This window comes from Shewanella abyssi (assembly GCF_023284025.1).
In the GTDB taxonomy this organism is placed as follows: Bacteria; Pseudomonadota; Gammaproteobacteria; order Enterobacterales; family Shewanellaceae; genus Shewanella; species Shewanella abyssi.
The window spans coordinates 34,258-52,116 of sequence record NZ_JAKIKR010000004.1 but is presented as its reverse complement, the minus strand read 5'-3'; the positions used below and the strand labels follow the sequence as shown (position 1 = coordinate 52,116).

Annotated in this window: 19 protein-coding genes; 13 read left to right on the top strand and 6 right to left on the bottom strand. The window is 44.0% G+C overall.

The features are described 5' to 3' along the window. Positions 1-132 precede the first annotated feature (132 nt). The 4 genes from L2755_RS03175 to L2755_RS03160 all read left to right on the top strand — a co-directional run bounded on the left by L2755_RS03175 (position 133) and on the right by L2755_RS03160 (position 2,444). Entirely contained in the window at positions 133-384 is a 252-nt protein-coding gene (locus L2755_RS03175) for a DUF2999 family protein (RefSeq protein ID WP_202286539.1), read from the top strand. 345 nt (positions 385-729) lie between these two features. Then, positions 730-1,056 (top strand): ArsR/SmtB family transcription factor, encoded by a 327-nt coding sequence (locus L2755_RS03170; RefSeq protein ID WP_248979310.1) that lies wholly within the window; start codon positions 730-732, stop codon positions 1,054-1,056. A 59-nt stretch (positions 1,057-1,115) separates the two neighbouring features. Further along, on the top strand, positions 1,116-1,364 hold the full coding sequence (locus tag L2755_RS03165; protein WP_248979309.1) for a thioredoxin family protein: 249 nt from the start codon (positions 1,116-1,118) through the stop codon (positions 1,362-1,364). 72 nt (positions 1,365-1,436) lie between these two features. Then, entirely contained in the window at positions 1,437-2,444 is a 1,008-nt protein-coding gene (locus L2755_RS03160) for a permease (RefSeq protein WP_248979308.1), read from the top strand. A gap of 53 nt (positions 2,445-2,497) precedes the next feature. Here the strand turns inward: L2755_RS03160 and L2755_RS03155 are convergent, their stop codons facing one another. Further along, the gene (locus tag L2755_RS03155; RefSeq protein ID WP_248979307.1) at positions 2,498-2,989 is read right to left on the bottom strand and encodes a MarR family winged helix-turn-helix transcriptional regulator; all 492 of its coding nucleotides are present in this window, start codon (positions 2,987-2,989) and stop codon (positions 2,498-2,500) included. A 152-nt stretch (positions 2,990-3,141) separates the two neighbouring features. Between L2755_RS03155 and L2755_RS03150 the strand changes: the two genes are divergently transcribed. Continuing rightward, positions 3,142-4,038, top strand: a complete 897-nt coding sequence (locus tag L2755_RS03150) for a DMT family transporter (protein ID WP_248979306.1) — start codon at positions 3,142-3,144, stop codon at positions 4,036-4,038. 210 nt (positions 4,039-4,248) lie between these two features. Here L2755_RS03150 and L2755_RS03145 read toward each other — a convergent pair whose 3' ends face one another. Both L2755_RS03145 and L2755_RS03140 read right to left on the bottom strand, forming a co-directional pair. Beyond that, a complete protein-coding gene (locus L2755_RS03145; protein ID WP_428847773.1) occupies positions 4,249-4,626 on the bottom strand; it encodes a NifB/NifX family molybdenum-iron cluster-binding protein in 378 nt (125 codons plus the stop codon). Beyond that, positions 4,623-4,925: a DUF134 domain-containing protein gene (locus L2755_RS03140; protein ID WP_248979305.1), complete on the bottom strand. Its 303-nt coding sequence runs from the start codon at positions 4,923-4,925 to the stop codon at positions 4,623-4,625. The genes L2755_RS03145 and L2755_RS03140 overlap by 4 nt, the downstream gene beginning before the upstream one ends. A 487-nt stretch (positions 4,926-5,412) precedes the next feature. On the opposite strand from L2755_RS03140, the gene L2755_RS03135 reads away from it, so the two are divergent. From L2755_RS03135 to L2755_RS03105, 7 genes are all read left to right on the top strand, one after another. Continuing rightward, positions 5,413-6,093, top strand: a complete 681-nt coding sequence (locus tag L2755_RS03135; protein ID WP_248979304.1) for a YoaK family protein — start codon at positions 5,413-5,415, stop codon at positions 6,091-6,093. A gap of 715 nt (positions 6,094-6,808) precedes the next feature. After that, positions 6,809-8,461, top strand: coding sequence for an ammonia-forming cytochrome c nitrite reductase subunit c552 (locus tag L2755_RS03130; RefSeq protein ID WP_248979303.1), 1,653 nt, complete (start codon positions 6,809-6,811; stop codon positions 8,459-8,461). Positions 8,462-8,678: 217 nt separating this feature from the next. Next, positions 8,679-9,062 (top strand): VOC family protein, encoded by a 384-nt coding sequence (locus L2755_RS03125; RefSeq protein ID WP_248979302.1) that lies wholly within the window; start codon positions 8,679-8,681, stop codon positions 9,060-9,062. Between the two features lie 44 nt (positions 9,063-9,106). Continuing rightward, positions 9,107-9,583: a GyrI-like domain-containing protein gene (locus L2755_RS03120; protein WP_248979301.1), complete on the top strand. Its 477-nt coding sequence runs from the start codon at positions 9,107-9,109 to the stop codon at positions 9,581-9,583. 89 nt (positions 9,584-9,672) lie between these two features. Next, the gene (locus L2755_RS03115; protein ID WP_248979300.1) at positions 9,673-10,353 is read left to right on the top strand and encodes a helix-turn-helix transcriptional regulator; all 681 of its coding nucleotides are present in this window, start codon (positions 9,673-9,675) and stop codon (positions 10,351-10,353) included. A gap of 364 nt (positions 10,354-10,717) precedes the next feature. Next, positions 10,718-12,145, top strand: coding sequence for a mannan-binding protein (locus tag L2755_RS03110; RefSeq protein ID WP_248979299.1), 1,428 nt, complete (start codon positions 10,718-10,720; stop codon positions 12,143-12,145). 171 nt (positions 12,146-12,316) lie between these two features. Continuing rightward, a complete protein-coding gene (locus tag L2755_RS03105) occupies positions 12,317-14,641 on the top strand; it encodes an amidohydrolase family protein (protein WP_248979298.1) in 2,325 nt (774 codons plus the stop codon). 153 nt (positions 14,642-14,794) lie between these two features. Here the strand turns inward: L2755_RS03105 and L2755_RS03100 are convergent, their stop codons facing one another. Further along, complete coding sequence (locus tag L2755_RS03100; RefSeq protein ID WP_248979297.1) at positions 14,795-14,980, bottom strand: CCGSCS motif protein; 186 nt, start codon at positions 14,978-14,980, stop codon at positions 14,795-14,797. A 302-nt stretch (positions 14,981-15,282) separates the two neighbouring features. On the opposite strand from L2755_RS03100, the gene L2755_RS03095 reads away from it, so the two are divergent. Further along, positions 15,283-15,555 (top strand): DNA polymerase III subunit epsilon, encoded by a 273-nt coding sequence (locus L2755_RS03095; RefSeq protein WP_248979296.1) that lies wholly within the window; start codon positions 15,283-15,285, stop codon positions 15,553-15,555. A gap of 201 nt (positions 15,556-15,756) precedes the next feature. Here the strand turns inward: L2755_RS03095 and L2755_RS03090 are convergent, their stop codons facing one another. Together L2755_RS03090 and L2755_RS03085 are read right to left on the bottom strand one after the other, a co-directional pair. Next, positions 15,757-16,488, bottom strand: coding sequence for a hypothetical protein (locus L2755_RS03090; RefSeq protein WP_248979295.1), 732 nt, complete (start codon positions 16,486-16,488; stop codon positions 15,757-15,759). Positions 16,489-16,514: 26 nt separating this feature from the next. Next, positions 16,515-17,681: a BamA/TamA family outer membrane protein gene (locus L2755_RS03085; RefSeq protein WP_248979294.1), complete on the bottom strand. Its 1,167-nt coding sequence runs from the start codon at positions 17,679-17,681 to the stop codon at positions 16,515-16,517. Positions 17,682-17,859 lie beyond the last annotated feature (178 nt).

Genomic DNA, 17,859 nt, shown 5'->3' with positions numbered 1-17,859 from the left:
TTTGGAAGTTTTTCAGCATTTTAGGATGATGTACTGAATATAATTTCAATCAATTATTCCGAGCAACTTAAGCGTTAGGAGTGTGGTAGTATCCACCCCTATTTTACATAAATTAACCTATAAGGTAGTTCAATGAATCCGATTCTTGCGATCTTAAAAGAACACAATATCAGTGACACACAAATCAGTGAATTGTTCCAGACACTGACTGAAAACCCAATGATGGCGATGGCGACCGTTGGCCAGTTAGGTATCCCTGCAGAGAAGCTGCAGCAGATGATGGGCTTGGTTATGCAAACTCCGACCCTAATCAAAGAAGCCGTTACCGAGCTTGGTTTAGACTTCTCTAAAGTTGAAGCGGCCAAAGCGCAGTTGCAGCAATAACCAACAACTCATCCCCGATGGCCACTCAATATGTCACTCAATATGAGTCAGCCTAACGAGGGAAGCTTGTTTGTGGGTAGAGAGTCAGCCATTTAGCTCTCCACCCCACACGCCAGGCGCTACCCTTTCTAAGTCTTATTAGCATATTGGCGTTAAAATAAGATAACCCACACAAAATCAATGACTACACTCCATATCGCTTAAAAACCACTGTTAAAGTGTTACCTCCGTCACGACATTCAAAAGAATGATTAAATAGACTACTGCCATCAAGTCACTTGGTTATTTCGCCAAATGACAAACTCAAGTAACTCACAGACCTTTCGGGTTTAATCTGGACATTGTATGACAGCACAAGAACTACTGCGGCTCAATGCCCGTGCAGCAGTGCTCAAAGCTATGGCACATCCAACACGTCTATGGCTGTTAGAACAATTGCAACAGCAAGAGCATTGCGTTTGCGGTCTCACTGATGGCGTTAACGCCGATATTTCAACGGTATCTAAACATTTATCAGTATTAAAGCAGGCTGGAATTGTCAGTAGCCGCCGCGATGGAAAACAGATCTTCTATCGCCTCGAAACCCCCTGCCTGTTAAAAATGTTTGCCTGTGTTGAGGCGGTATTGGAAAAGAATGCCAAAGCCCAAGCTGCATTGCTTAAGCCCTGTTAAACAGTTCTCAATTTGCCAAGCATTTATCCAATTAAGTTCATTAAAAATAAGGTCACGCTATGAAAATCGAAATTCTAGGAAGTGGTTGTAAAAAATGTACCAATTTAGCCGCCGATGTTGAGCAAGTTGCCCAGCGCCTTGCGGTAGATTTTGAGCTTGAAAAAGTCACCGAAATGGCAGCCATTATGGATTATGCTGTTATGTCGACGCCTGCAATCGTGATTGATGGCACCGTCGTCAGCGCTGGCAGCGTGCCATCGCATATTGAAATTGAGCAGCTGATAAATCAAGCTAACAACGCTCAGTAATCGTCTATAGATAACCATCTTTAAGCTAGTGACTATTGCTGGCTTTATCTCACCCCTTTAGCGAGGTAAACCATGTTGATTTGGTTTTCAGTACTTGCCGATTGGCTGGTTTATGATCTGCTAGGTTTATCCAGCCAAACCCAGCTTGGCCAGGCTGTACATTTTTTTGTTGAAGACACCAGCAAGATATTTGCCCTGCTTATCGTGATGATTTACGCCATTGGCTGGCTACGCGCCTCACTCAATGTCGAGCGAGTGCGTGGCTACTTAGCCGGAAAACCTAAAATTATCGGTTATGGTTTAGGTTCTGGTTTTGGGGCTATCACCCCTTTTTGCTCCTGTTCCAGTATTCCAGTGTTTCTTGGCTTTACCTCTGCTGGTATTCCCATCGGCATCACCATGGCGTTCTTACTGACATCGCCGCTGATTAATGAAGTGGCCATTTTATTACTGTTTAGTCTGTTAGGGCTAAAGGTCACCTTAATTTACCTGCTCACTGGCGTGGCGATTGGCATGTTCGGCGGCGCGCTGCTGGACTTATTGAAAGCCGAACGTTGGTTGCAACCTTTAGCAGCCAAAGCCTATGCCATGGGACAGCAACACTCTAGCAACGACAGCAGCATAAGCTTATCGACGTCGGGATCACCAGCTAAGTCAACTGCCATAAGCTGGCAACAACGCCATCAATTTGCTAAGTCTGAAACGGTTGAGATTTTTGGCCGAGTTTGGAAGTGGGTCATTATCGGCGTAGGCATAGGTGCGGCGCTGCATGGCTTTGTACCTGCTGGCTGGTTAGAAGCCAATTTAGGTGATGGCCAATGGTGGTCAGTTCCTGTTGCGGTATTAATGGGGATCCCACTGTATGCCAACGCGACTGGGGTCATTCCCATATTGGAAAGCTTATTACGACAAGGCGTGCCATTAGGAACCACATTGGCATTTTGTATGAGCACCGTTGCCGTCAGTTTCCCTGAATTTGTGATGTTAAAGCAAGTGATGCAATGGCGCTTATTGGCGATTTTATTTGTACTGTTACTCGTCTCATTTACCCTTATGGGGTGGGTGCTAAATCTCGTTTAGCTTGCGGCCACAAAGGTTAACTCCCGCCCTCTTTTTAAACAGAGGGCGAGCTGCTACTGCACGCCTTCAAAAGCGGCTAACCAGATTTTGAGTAATTGATTTAATTGTGGTTTTTCTGCATCTGAAAGCTGCTCTACGAGTTTATGCTGAATACGTACATGTTCTTCAATCGCTTCATCTATGGTACTTAACCCTTTTGCCGTTAATCCCACCGAAACACTACGGCGATCTTCAGTGCAGTGCATACGTTCAATAAAGCCCTTAGATTCAAGTCTATCTAAGCGATTTGTCATAGCACCTGAAGTCAGCATCATCGACGACAACAGGGCTGAAGGGGTTAAATTAAACGGTTCGCCGCTGCGACGCAGTGTCGCGAGCACATCAAACTCCCCCAATGTTAAGCCATATTGTTTATGGCAAGCCGTGATTTCTGCCTCGATATGTTTTTGTAAACGCATAATGCGTCCAAAAATCTCCATTGGTAGCGTTGCTAGATGTGGCTTTTCTTCAGCCCATTGTGCGGCAACTTTATCGATATCATCCATATCACACCATACTCTATTCTTTAACCGGCTAAATGCAGGCCAATAAAACTTAACGTAAAGATACTTTATAAAAAGATACTTTACAAAAATAAATTACAGGTTCACAATTGCTATATATCTTCACGTAAAGATACTTAACACAAAGGTAGTCTATGAATATTTTTCTGGCCATGATCCCCGCCTTTTTCTGGGGGACAACTTATGCGATGACCCAGTTTTCATTACCCGACTGGCCACCCTTACTACTCGGTGCGCTGCGTGCTCTTCCTGCGGGCCTTGTGCTATTGGCTATCAAGCCGAGTCTCCCCAAAAAAGCAGATTGGCCAGTATTGATTAAGCTCGGTGCTATCAATATCGCCCTGTTCTTTAGTCTAATTTTTATCATGGCGCTAACGTTACCCTCAGCGATTTCCGGTGTGGGAATGATTTCGGTGCCGGTGTTTGCCATGCTATTTCATTGGGCGATCAACAAGAAGCGCCCGAGCTCTTTGCAAGCAATATTTGGCGCCATATTGATCATATTGGCTTGGATGCTATTTGACCCCAGCGCGATCAGTTTAAACCCAGTGGGATTGCTGGCTATGCTTGCTGCTATTAGCTGTATTGTCGTCGGTAGCACCATCATTAAAGCACTCGGCACACGCATACATTGGTGGACGGTACTCACTTGGCAACTCATTATTGGCGGCACCTTGCTGTTAATTGCTGCTGCAATTCACGCACAGTTCGCTCCAGAACAATACGTCACAGCCATACAGCAGTTTAGTATGACTAATGGCTTTGGCTTAAGCTGGATAATTCTGCTTAATACCGTGCTTGGTTACATCATGTATGTGTGGTTATTACAGCGCATGACGGTGGTTGACTTCACCTTTGGTGGTATTGCCAACCCTATCGCAGGCATTGTTAGCGGCATGGTGTTACTTGGTGAATCATTTACCCCGCATCAGTACTTATTGATGGCCAGCATGATCCTAGCGTCAATCGCGCCAACGTTAATCCAAATACTGCGCAAAAAGATGACGAATACCTCTGCACCAGAAAGGTGATAGTGAGCTGTGGCAGTGCCTATTGTTCGCCACTGCCAACGTTAAAGACTGATGTAATTTGTTATTTCAACAGGCAATATCGACAGTTAATTTATCACTCTAAAGCCAGCGTAATTGAGCTTCGCGCCTTCTGACCCTGCAGCCAGTTTACTGTCTTGGCTCAAAATATGTCGTGGCTCGGTATGGCTACCACAACCGCATCCTCCGGTGCTACCACTGCAACAACCCCTTTTTTAGATGATTAAGCGAGGCTCTGCCCTCTGATGCATTAACCAGTCGAAGGTTAATATCGCTACAGCTTGTTAATAGCTGCTCAATCCCTAAAGCGCTATCACCTTGACTCACGCTTATTCCAGCATCGAGTAATTTACCCAGCATGCGTTCGCCAATATTTTGCACCATCACAATATCGACTTTTTGCTCTTTGATTAGCGTCAACATCGCTTTTTTAGCACTACAACTGCCGGCGAGTGCCGGGTTGTCAAAACTCGTCACCAGATGATGATATTCATTAAAAAAGCCAATACGCTGTGCTTTAGTAAAGTGGCCTGCGAGTCGACCTCGACTCATTGGTATTGCAATAATCATAAAACCTCTTTATTGGTATTTGTCGATTGCGGCAACACCAGCCCGTGACCTTGAGTGATAGCCGTTGCCACTTTTTGCCGTGCACTCGCGAGTAAATAACCAAATGTTTGCCGTGAGATCCCCATCGATGCCGCGGCGTCGAGTTGGCTCATCTTCTTCACGTCACCCAAACTCAATGCCTCAAACTCATCCGCGTCGAGCTGAATTTTTTCCAGTTCGACGGACGGAACACCATTAGGTTTAAACAGGCTATAGGGTGCGCAACAGGATAAGTGTCGACATTTTTTTGGTCTGGACATAAATCAGCCTAATCAACGGATATATATGAAACAGCCATTGTTCATCGCTGCCCTAGTTATTGGCCTACGCCAATAACTAGATGGTATTGCAATCACCCAACAACAAACTGTGGCTTAGTTCACACTGGCCAACATTCACATTCGCTTAACCTTATCGGAGAATATGAATTTATCAATGCCGCGATTGCTCGCCATAAAACAGGCGACTAAACGATTCAGATATTGGGCTGGGGCTAGGTGAATATTCACACCCTTATTAGCCCTAGCGATAAGTTAGCGACGAATAACTGCGGGTTTGCGATCGACTAAACAGTTGAACCCCTCGATAGGCGGTAAAATACTCACTGCGAAAACAAACCGCTTTGATGTTTAAATCAACCTTCACACATTGCGACATGGCACTATTAGTATCTACGCTATATACACTGGCCATTACGCTCTCAGCAAAAAAAATCATCGACTTACCGTGCTCGAATCTGGAGTTCATTTGATATCAAAATTACCCAAATGGGTCGAATATGGCGCCTTTATTCTTGCGCTGACAGCAGGCTGTATCAATGCGATTGGGTTAATGGGGTTTGAGCATCAATCGGTATCCCACCTATCTGGCACAGCCACACTTGTCGGCACGCAGTTATTGAACTCGTCACCTAAGGTGTTACTCCACCTGCTCGGGCTCCTTATCAGTTTTATGCTCGGTGCTGCATTATCTGGTGCACTGCTTTCTGGTAGTTCAGTTAAACTCGGCCGTCATTACGACACCTTGCTTATTATCGAAGCCTTACTGTTGCTTTGCAGTATCTACTTTCTGCAGGGCGGAACCTACTTTGGTCACTATATGGCATCTGCCGCCTGTGGACTTCAGAATGCATTAGCCACAACTTATAGTGGGGCCATCGTCAGAACAACACATGTCACTGGGATATTTACAGATCTTGGGATAATGCTGGGGGGATGGTTCAAAGGCGAGGCTTTTGATAAACGAAAAGCTGTGCTGTTTTTACTTATTATCGCTGGCTTTATCAGTGGTGGCACCATAGGTGCGCTGTTATTCAACCAGTTTCAATTCTATGCTCTCAGCGCTCCCGCAGGGATCTGCGTTGTTTTAGCCGTAAGTTATCGATTATATAAAATAAAAACGGCTATAGTTACGCTAAAAGTACTTTAATACAATCTATTTTAAGGTGTCATATATTAGAAATGACAAATAAAACTTAGTCACTAATTCACAACGCACCTGAAGTTTAAAACGCTAGCCACCAATCCATAAATAAATATAAAGCAACAACTATCAAAGCCAGAAAATAAAAGTAATGCATTAAATATAAAAAGACCGAGTTATCCACCTTGAAAAAGTAACACGATAAAAATACTATTCAAGAATAACTAATAGTGTAAAAATAAATCATTAAGATATATGTTATTTGTAAACCCTTCTTTATAGCCGGCTATAACAACCACAACGCAACAATTAAGCTACGAAAAACAAAATATACCGTCCCGCTAGCAAATGCCATCTGCTAAATTAGAACAATGGCTTACAAGTAAAAACCTGATAGACACTACACTCTAATACCTATTTAAGAGTACCTCTAACTAGGTATTTGTTAGATTTTTCTTATTTTATTAATAACTCACTTTTGTAAAATCATTGATCACACTCACGTTGTCGTTAATAAAAAGTATGGCCACAACAACCATCATGTTAATAATACCCTCGTTCAACATCAATTAAATCTGATGAGTTTGATTGATGTTTATAATATATTTCGCAACATATGAATATTGTAAAAAAACACCAAACCAAAATAAGTAAAATCTAAATAAGCAAAAAATTAAAATTAAAATCAAGATGACCAATGTAGTTATTTAAAGGAGTAATGATGAGATTACAAAAACTTGCTATCGCTGTAGCCGTAATGACCGCATTATCGGGTTGTAATAGCGATGATGATTCAACTAAAATATGTAGTGATGGCACTATTTTAGATCCAAGCACCAATACTTGTGTCGCTGAACCTGTAGATCCAGTTGATCCTGTAGATCCCGTTGAGCCTGACTTTTACAACAGTGATAACTGGAAAGAAACCTTCCCTGACCAACATACTACTTGGCTTGAAACTGCAGACACTAACCCTGACACAGGCGTACCGACTGACTTATTGGAAACAAATCCAAACCTAGTGAGTGCGTGGGCTGGTTACGGTTTTGCTAAAGATTACAACCGTGCTCGCGGTCATCAGTTTGCATTAACCGACATTATCAAAACGCTTCGTACCGGTGCCCCTCTTGTAGGTCATGACGGTGTTGTTGTCGGTGAAGCAATGAAAGCGAGTTGCTGGTCTTGTAAGTCTCCTGACGTAGCTCGTATGTATGACGAAGTTGGCGAAGGAACATTTGCTGACAACGGCTGGTCCGTTTGGGGCGAAGAGATGTCTAACGTCATTGGCTGCGCCGACTGTCATGAATTGGGCGAAAATACACTACGCCTAAGCCGTCCATATACAGAGCGCGCAATGGATAAAGTTGCGCTAACTTTCGCGGCTCAAGACCACACTACTCAAGCAGGTCAAACTTGCGCTCAGTGTCACGTAGAATACTACTTCGATGGCGGAGACTCTAAGAAAGTACGCTACCCGTGGGATCATTGGGTACCAGGTGTTGACACCGATTACGCAAGCGTTGTTGACTACAAAGGAACTGACAATCTATATAAAGGTTTCGCAGCAGAAGCTCAGTTAGCTTTCTACGACAACATTAACTTTAAAGATTGGACTAACGCTATCTCTGGTTCGCCGTCGCTAAAAGCGCAGCACCCTGAGTTTGAAAACATGTCAGACCGAACTACCCATGTAATGAGCAGCCATTTAGAGTTTAGCTGTAATACATGTCATATGCCTAAATCGACTAACTCTGAAGGCCAAGAGTACTCAAACCATAAAGTCACATTTGATGCAGCCAAGCTACCGGCTGACTGTAAAACTTGTCATAGTGCTGAACGACTAGAAACGATAGTGGCTGAGCGTAAAGCTGAAATCAACACCCTACGTTTTACAGCCAAGGGTACCGACCCTCGCCTAACCGAAGTCCACTTTAAAGCACAAGCAATTTGGGCGGCAAATGGTATCGAAGGTCTAGAGGCAGGCAAAACGATTGGCGAAGCTAAAGCGGCCTATGAAGGCGCACTTACTGCTGGAAACGAACTTGCTACTGAGATGAACAGCCTGTTAGGTCAAGTGCGTAACGCGCAGTGGTTCTGGGACAGCGCAACCGCTTCACACGGTATCGCGGCGCATAATCCAGATGAAGCTAAACGCTTGCTAACTAAGGCCAATACTATTTTGGATGCGGCACTCATCGAAGCTGATGCCTTACTCGCTAAGTATGCAGCTGAATATGTGTACGACGCAGCTAAGTATGATACTAAAGCAAAAGTACAACCGCTTGCGGGTCTTGACTTAGACGCAATGAAAGCAGCCAAAGACGAGTTCGTTGAAGAGCGCGTTAAGAAAGAGTGGCCAGCTGAATTACGTTAATCACTAAGGTAATTTATTAAACCACCATCTCCAAAACAGAATGCCAGTCATCCCACCGACTGGCATTTTTTTATCTGCGCGATTTATCAACAATTACCTGCTGCAAGCCAATCTCTACTGACACCAGGCTGTCAGTAGCCCTGCTTTATCCTTGCTGTGTCGCTGAGTGGTAAGCCTTCATATCGAATGTTCACTCAGCTCATCCAAGGAGTTAATCATGTTACATAATGCAGCCTTAGTTTGGGGCGAGATCCCCGTTACAGATATGGATAGAGCCGTCGCATTTTACACGCAACATTTTGGCGTCAGTTTCAGACGTGAAGTCATGAATGATATGGAGATGGCGGTGCTAGAAACAGCAGATAAGGACGCTGCCAGCATCGGCTTAGTTAAACATGAGATGATGCAGCCATCAGCCCATGGTAGTGTGCTTTACCTTCACCTAAGTGAACAGCTCTCAGGGCTGGTGAATAAAATAACCCAAGCAGGGGTAAAAGTACTATTGCCAGTGATGCCGATAAAGGACGGTGAATGCGGCTTTATCGCGTTATTTCAAGACTGCGAAGGCAATACTGTCGGCCTTTGGTCCAAGGAAAAGTAACCTTAGCAGCCCCAGAGTTACAAGCTGTATTCAATGGAGAGAACATGAGTGATATAAAAATGGATGTCGTTTCACCTGAGAGAGTTACGCAAACAGCGGTTCAACTTGCAGGCTTAATGATCAGGACCAGCAATCTTGCTGAGCAACATACAGCCACGCAAAAAATAGCGCCTCTTTGGCAACGTTACTTTGCCGAGCGAGTCCAAACCCACCGCGATGGTCAGCTAATGTATGGCGTCTATTATGATTATCAATCGGATATGGACGGTGAGTTCTCGCTATTAGCGGGAACGACGGCCACCGAAGCACAAGCATGTGATCTTACCTTAATTGCTGGTGACTACCTTAAGTTTAGCGCTCAAGGGGAGATGCCCCAATGTGTGATAAACCTTTGGCAGCAAGTATGGCGCTATTTCGCCTCACCCAAATGTGAGTATCAACGCTGTTACCTCACCGATTATGAGGTTTATCTAGATAGTCATCGTGTTGAGATCTATATTGGCATTAAGCCCTTAACCTAACTGCCAAATATTGAGAGCCGAGTTTAACTTCAGGTTGAATTTGGCTCTATTGTTTGTCAGCATCATTCAGACTTTCAGTAAGGTATAACATGCGCCGCGCCGATAGATTATTTCAGCTAGTTCAAATATTGCGTCATCGCCGCTTAACCACGGCTAAAGAGCTGGCCGAAAGGTTAGAGGTATCGACGCGTACCGTCTACCGTGACGTACAAGATCTCTGCTTAAATGGTATTCCTATTGAGGGTGAAGCGGGCGTGGGATATCTGCTACGACAAGAGGTTAATGTGCCGCCACTGATGTTCAATGAAGCTGAACTAGAGGCGATTCAAGTCGGTATGCGCATGGTACAAGCTTGGGGTGGAAAAGAGCTGTCGAGCGCCGCAAAACAAGCGATGATAAAAGTCGAAGCCGTGCTACCCGCAAGGCTCAAAGAGTATCAATCATTGATGTTCGCACCTGATTTTTACATCGATAGCGATGAGTTTCAGTTTCTCGACCCGTTAAGAAAAGCTTCACGATTAAGAGAATATCTATTGATGGATTACCGCGATGCGAAAGAGGATATCAGTCACAGAGAAGTGCGCCCACTGGCCATCTATTTCTGGAAAGGCACTTGGACCTTACTCGCATGGTGTGAGCTACGAAATGACTTTCGTAATTTCCGTGTCGATAGAATTATTAACTTGGCTGGCTTAGCAAAGCATTTTGCCATAACCCCAGGCAAAGAGATGCAAGACTATATTGCCTTAATGGAAGCCGAGCATGGTTAAGCTGCGAAGAATATCTGCACATCGCTTGATAAAGCCCCTTCTCACAAGTGTGTAACCACTGTAATCCTCATCTTCGCTAAGTAAACAGCGAAAGATTCAACCTAACGAATCAAAAAATCGCTAGTAAAGTGTACAAACCTACTGAATTTCTGCCTTTAGTCCACAGCCACAGATGTGAAGAACATCGATACTCAATCGATTTAGCCTCTGATTTTTATAAAGAATATTATCAGAAGAGTGGATTGTGAATTTCTTAGTTATATTCATCATTCGAACTTGTTGTCATTACTAGCATCGCGTTATCAATGCGGAGCTGGCTTTGCTCCAAAGTCGATATCAAACAATTTGAATAAAGGAATATAGTATGAATACGTCCCCTACAAGGAATGTAAGCACCTTAGTCACTACGCTAGTTTTGTGTATATTGGCTAGCAGCATAGCGCAGGCCACGCCATCTGCAGAGATATACCAAGAGAGTGAATTAGTGCTGCAGACAGAGACGGTAACGAGTATCAGCTCTTCCCCTACTGCTTATAATTGCAGCGCTAAGGCCAGCTGGTTTACCTCACCGAGTCTGCCTGCAGAGGTTGCCCAAAGCAATGGCCCAGGAGACAGCTCATTCTGTGATTTCTATCAATTTTCATGGCAAACATTCGCTTACTTAATGGCGACTTCTACAACGGACTCCAGCGTACTCAACTTTCAAGATGACACACTGTTTAACGAGTTAGAGGTAAAGCCTGATGGCACGCCTGCCAACTCCTGTGATGACATTCATGACTCACAAGTACTATTTATACGCACCGCAAAACATGAAGAAAATGACACCACAATTATAATCCCTGAGCGTATTGGCCAGGCTGGCGGCAGCGCAACCATTTATGATCAAAATGGCAATGTCGTCTATTACGATATTCGCTTCAGTAAAAACATGTGCGATGTGAAAAAAATCCAGCAGCAACAGAACTTCCCGGGTGGGACCACTGAGATAAAAACCGCTTGGAAGGTACTGGATGCAAGTGATGACTCAAGCAAATACATCACCATGGATGCCAATATAACGCCAACAAAGTCAGCGCAGAAAAATGCCAAAACTACCAAGTTGGGAATGATAGGGTTTCATGTCGCCGTTGCCACTCCAGATCACCCTGAGTTTATCTGGGCCACCTTTGAACATAAGGTAAATGCACCAGATTGTACTTTGCCACAGACAACTGCCGGTTGGTCTTTTGCCAGTCAGGCCTGTGCTACTGGTCTAAAAGATAACCAGCCCATGTGCCAATTTAATAACCCCACTAAAGGCACTGAGATCACCGGAGAACCCTCGCAGATATGCCGTATGTATCCTTATGGCTCTGCTAAAATAGATCCGCAGTTTGTTGAAAACACCCAATCAATTAAGACACTCAATGCAAATGTTCAGCCCCATTTAACCGACAATTTTAAGGTGCTTAAAAACTACTTCAATGTCGGTGCATTGTGGGTAAGTGATATCCAACAAGGCTCATATACAACACCGACAGATGGCCAACCAACAACGCAAATAAGCAACCAAAGAGGCTCGTTACGACTTGCTAATACCGTTGCTGAAACTGAATATCAAGAGGTTAACACCGCAGCAATACATCTCACCGCCGAAAGCGGTGATCCTACACATTCACCTTCAGCGGGGTTCGTCTCCAATTGTTTCGGTTGCCATAATTACCAAGGTAAACAAAGCGGTATTAGCAACACCAAGTCCAACAGTCTAAGTCATATTTTTGATGATATCGCAGCGGGTTCCAAGCAATGATTAAGCTGTAAGCAGCTAACGTCATTAACAATCAGCCGCAAGCTAAAGCTGATTGCCCAAGCACATGGGATAGCACTTTTTGAAATGCCATAAATAACGGCTCCGAGGGTTAATTTATATCCCGAAGCCACTAATGATTAGAACACATGCAATAGTAAAGGATGATTATTCATGACAACACATACTCACGACCATACCTGTACCCATTGTGGCTGTAATGACCCGTTTGGTAAGGGCTTACTGAATGCAATAGTAGTAGAGGCTGATGTTAATGTTGAGGTTTCTCTACAGACACCGCAACAGCCCAAGCCAGCTCAACAGTATAGCGGCAAACCACTCATTATTAGTGGCGGTACCATACGCCCCGTAACACAAGGTAATGCCGATATCACCGTTGATGCAATTGGTGTACTTGGCGGAAACATTATCGCAGTGGGTACACTTCAACATGTGAAAAAAGCCGTTGAACTTGCGGTAAAGCAAAAGCAGCTACAAATAGGCAAAGACCTTAGTCAACAAGTGCGCCAAGAAAGGATTAACGAGCTAACGGTTATTCACCAAAAACTGAGCACTGGCCAAACCCTGCTGCCCGGATTAATTGACCCCCATGTTCACATTTGCGGTGATGCGCTAATAAGCAACTTTATCTCCTTTTCTGGAGTCGATGAACAAATGATGAGGCATGATTACGACTTAAACTATATTAAAAAAACGCTCAATATAGGTATTAGCGGTGAAGCTGATAAAGACACTGAAGCAAGTAAAAACAGCCTGCAATCCAAAAACATTATCCCAACATCAATAACTGCTGATACCTGGATACTGGGAAAGGATATCGATCCCTCATTCATGCCTTTTGATGGAGAGCTATTAACCACTCTCAACCTAAAAACCCTAGATCTGCTCAGCAAGCCTACAAAGGAAAATAAGCAGTACCCACTGGCCATCCTCAGTGCTTCTGCCCATACATTGTATGTCAACACTAATGCCTCAGAGGCTACCTGGGAATTCTGGACAAAATATGACGATGGTAGTTATTCGCCGCCAGCAAAAATTGACTCACTAAAAGCATGGTTAGCGTCAGCAAGGCATACAACGTATTTAAGCATTAAGGATAAACTATGCCTACCGGGCCCCGATGCTAAAAATCAATTTGTTAAACAATATAATGGCCAACTGCAAGAGATGGAGCAGATACTATGGGCCTTGTGTGCCATTCCATATGAACAGCTAGCGCTCTATATAAACCCACAAGCTGTAAAACGATCTCTACAGGCCCTACTATCAGAGGCGCTCGGAAAAGGGATGACCTTTTTATATGACGCTGCATTTAGCACCCAGCAACAAACTTGGTTGCGACAAGAGCAAAATGCTGATTTACCGCCAGTTCGCATTGGTGGAGCGCTAGAATATGCCGATCTAAAAGGTATACAGCAAGCCGGTGACTGCCCGAAAACATCCGAGTATCAATATGCCTTTACCGGTAATCTAAAGTTAGTCGCTGACGGATCCAATCAAGGCTTAACCGGATACCAGTATCAATCTTACTATTGCTACCCACCATTACCAGAAGACGTGTACAAGGAGCAATCTAAGGGGATATCCAACTTCAACATGGCGTTAAATACCGCTCAAGACGAAATGGCCAATAACTTATCCTTTCCGGCGATGGTAAGTACCGCCATTAACAACAAGGGCTGGCCACTAATGATCCATGCTAATGGTGATCATGCCATTAACGATACCATCAGAGTTTATCAAATAGCCTATAACCAATATGAAAATAATGCTTCGGATTGGGCCGATATGCGCCATAGAATTGAACACTGCTCACTGCTCGATGCCGACAGAATTGCCAGCATGAAAGAATTTGCGCTGTCTCCCAGTTTTTTAATTGGTCATGTCGGTTATTGGGGCTATGCATTTGAACAAGTGATTTTTAAAGAGCAGGCTAAAAAAAGTTTAGACTTATGCCAATCATCAATCGCTGCGGGGGCAAAAATCACCCTTCACAGTGACTTCCCGGTATCCCCCATTGGGACGTTACGCTTGATGGAACAGTCGATGACTCGGGTAACTGAAGCTAGCCCCGCGATAAAAGAGTACACCAAAGTCTTCAGACAAAATAACAGCATAAGAGCCATAAGCAGCCATGTTAGAGACGAAAATACATTGAATGTAGCGGAACGCTTAACTGGTTCACAGGCATTAGCCGCCGCAACATACAATGCCGCGTGGCAATGTCATGCCGACGCATGGGTGGGCTCACTCGAAATAGGAAAGTTTGCCGACTTTGTGATCCTCAAAATTGATCCGGTGACAATGAAAGATCCGTTCTTAAGAATGCGTGATACTGATAATGTGCTTGAAACATGGATAGGCGGTGAAAAGGTGTTTTCACACGAGAGCATTAAGGGAAAAGACAATACGAAAGTCGATGTGGACATAAATGTGGAAGTCGATGTAGCAATAAATAGCCCAGTGTATGCAGACTAAATAGCACCAGAGCGATTAGCAATCGTAAACTAAGCATCAAAGCGGATTGCAGAATCCGCTTGATACCTTGATCGGGCAACTTACCTTTTACTCTGCTATAACGACAGCATGCAGCCAATATTTGGCAGCCGGAAACGCCCTGGAACTTAAAAATTAATTAGAGCAAGAACCGCAACACACACCGCTGTCACCATGTTTAGGCTTGGCATTGTCAGCCTTTACCGCAGCATTAGTTGCAGCAACTTTTTCAGCTTTGTCGACAACCTTGGTTGGTGTTAGTACTGAAGCCTGGCTCTCTGATTTATTCAAACCAAATATTTTTTTGAATGATACTGACATATAAACTCCATAACTCTCTAAAAGCGTATTTTTAATGCATGTTATAATTCCCGAGTAATTTAGTCAACTATTAATCACACTCTATGCTGTAAGTTGTGATGGAGGTCTGTCATCAGAATACTAGCCGCAACACCTAGGTCCATAAATCAGCCAGTCAGGCACAAATAGTTATCTATCCATGGGGCTCGGATCGCATATTATGCTAAAATTGCCCTGTCAGCTTTATGAATGTGCAACACAACTCATTTGTTTGACTGAGCGTAGTGAAACGCTACTTTGATTAACCAATGAGGATACAAGATATGAGCAAGTTAAATGCTGAACAGCGTAAAGCCCGAGATAACGAACGTTTTTCACAACGTGTGGATGAGCGCAGAGTAAAGGGCGAAGATGTCGTTGCTTACGTACTTGCCAATAATAAAGCCTTTAAGTTTCTGACTAAAGAAGAGAAATTCAGCTTTAAGGAAAGACAAGCAACGCTTCAGGAAGAAGCGACTATTAAGGCGCAACAACGACTTAAGCTTAAAGAACAGGAAGAGCTAGAAAGGATTCAAGCGGAATTTACTGAAAAGTAAAACAGCATCAACAGCCATAATGAGTTAATGATTATGGCTGTGTCTTCTCAATGTCACTGCGTCAACAAAAAGCCTCAGCTCTCTTTGTGATTAATCCCACTGTTATTGCTCCCATTTTAAATAGCCCCCAGCGATAATTTTATCTCCAGTGCCTACAGGTTTAATGACCACCAATTCACCAAGTACACTCAAACCCAAGCGCTATTCGCAGGATGAACTGTAGTGATTAAGTTCGATAAGTCCTCGGAGTATGATGCCGTGATAGCGGGCTCTAATTAATTGATAATCCATAGCAGGCGCAAAGTAGTAAGTCACCTCTTCGGCACCTGATTGCTTAACTGGGATCAAGGTTAACTCGCCCCAAGGTGCGATGTTGGCTGTCTGCGGCGCTTGAACATAGAGTTGATAAGGCTCTATAGCATCAGAGGCTTGCCTGATTAAGGCAAACTGCGTGCGGCCTTGCAGCAGGTACTGACGAATTTGAATGGCTAGAGTATCCACATCCCGCAGCGGGATATGAGCAGAGCTATAATTGCTGATGTCACCATCAATATTGACCCGAGATTGACGGCCATTATGGCTAAAAGAAACCTGCATGTCTCTCGCCCTAAACCCAGTCACTTTTTGGTGAAACTTATCGGTTATCCACTCATTAGTTTTATTCGACCAAGACAATTCAGCTCGTTGCTGATATTGAGTGCCGATGCCTAAAATACTGGCTTCACTTTTTGAGGTCACCACCGCGGTTTTACCCGTCCAAGTCTCGGTTCGGGCCATGGTACCAGTATGTATACCGCTGAGATAAATATCGTAATTTGAACTGCGGCTACACTGCTCTTTTACCGCCGCTTGTAGATCCGTCTTTGACTGGCTAGCGAACACGTTATTCGCTAGGGCAAGCGTTAACGCTAGCCCTAAAAAACAAGTGTTCATCGTCAATGTAAATACTCTAGCTAAGATCAAAATACTTCATTCACATTAAGGTAGAAGTTGGTTTCATTTTCACCGACGCCAACATCAAGACGTAAATTGATATTGTCTTTGATTTTAAAACGGAAACCAGTGCCATAAGAGGTCATTAGCTCCTCGCTCAAATCACTCACCTTTGATGCTACGCTACCAACTCCCCCCCAAAAGACCATGCCATAACGCTGAAAAATCGGTAAACGATATTCAACTTGACCCATCATCATCTGCTTGTCGCGGTAGCGGCCTTTGATATAACCACGCATTGCACTGGAACCGCCTAAGTCCGGCAACATGTTCCAAGGCACATCGCCATCGGTGAACTGTCCTTGCACTTGCCATGCAATAAGTCCTGGCGCAGAGCTCAGTAGTGATGTTGAACTCAAATCGATGTAGTTTGCTAGCTCAAGGTTATAAGTGGAAAACGTCGAGTACTCGCTGTTTTGATATAGACCAGCGTCGATTTGAAACAACCAGCCCTTAGTCGCATTTAAGCGGTAATCTCGCGAATCATAGATACTGGTAACAACGATACCTGAACTAAAGTTGCTGGGTAAAACAGTGTCCGCATCTACTGGTACGCCCGTTTCCACCACCTCTAACTTATCAGCACTGGCGTAGGTCAAATTAGCGCCCACACCGAGGAAGTAATTATCAGCAACTTCAGTCATCCAACGAGGTTTGAAACTGTATAGTTGCTCTTCAAACTCATGATGATTCGTATCGATATTGCCTTGTTCGATACCCTGACCATAATACACAGCAGCTTCATTATATAACTCTAGCCCCAGCAATAATCGCTGCTTGCCACCGTTGAAAAAAGTCATGTTTTCAACTTCAACACCATAAGAGTTATTCATCGAAACGAACGAATTCAACACTAACGATGACGGCTGCTCTTCACTCGATGCACCGTCAGTTTTATATAAGCCCACCATCAACAGACCCACACCAAACTTCTTCTCTGGGGTGTAATACGCCGTCGGCAGATAACTCATATCAATGGCTTTGCTTTCATCAAACTCACCGTCAGCACCAAACACTGACAAGATGTCATCGACCCAGGTCGGTTCCATATTCTCAGGGGTTTCAAACAGAGGTTCAACAGCAACAGCGGCATTGGAAAAAGCAAATAAGGTTAATAATAAAATCCGTTTCATAAACGCTCTATTAAATAATAATGAAGAATGGGCCAAAAGGGAGGCGATATGTTGCTTGAAAAAGGGTTAAGCAAAGTCATTTAGCACCCGAACTTTTCAACCACACAACTCGCTTAAAAGCAGTCCTTGGACTTGCCGAGCGCATTTTAACACTACAGGGATTTTCAACAATTACTTT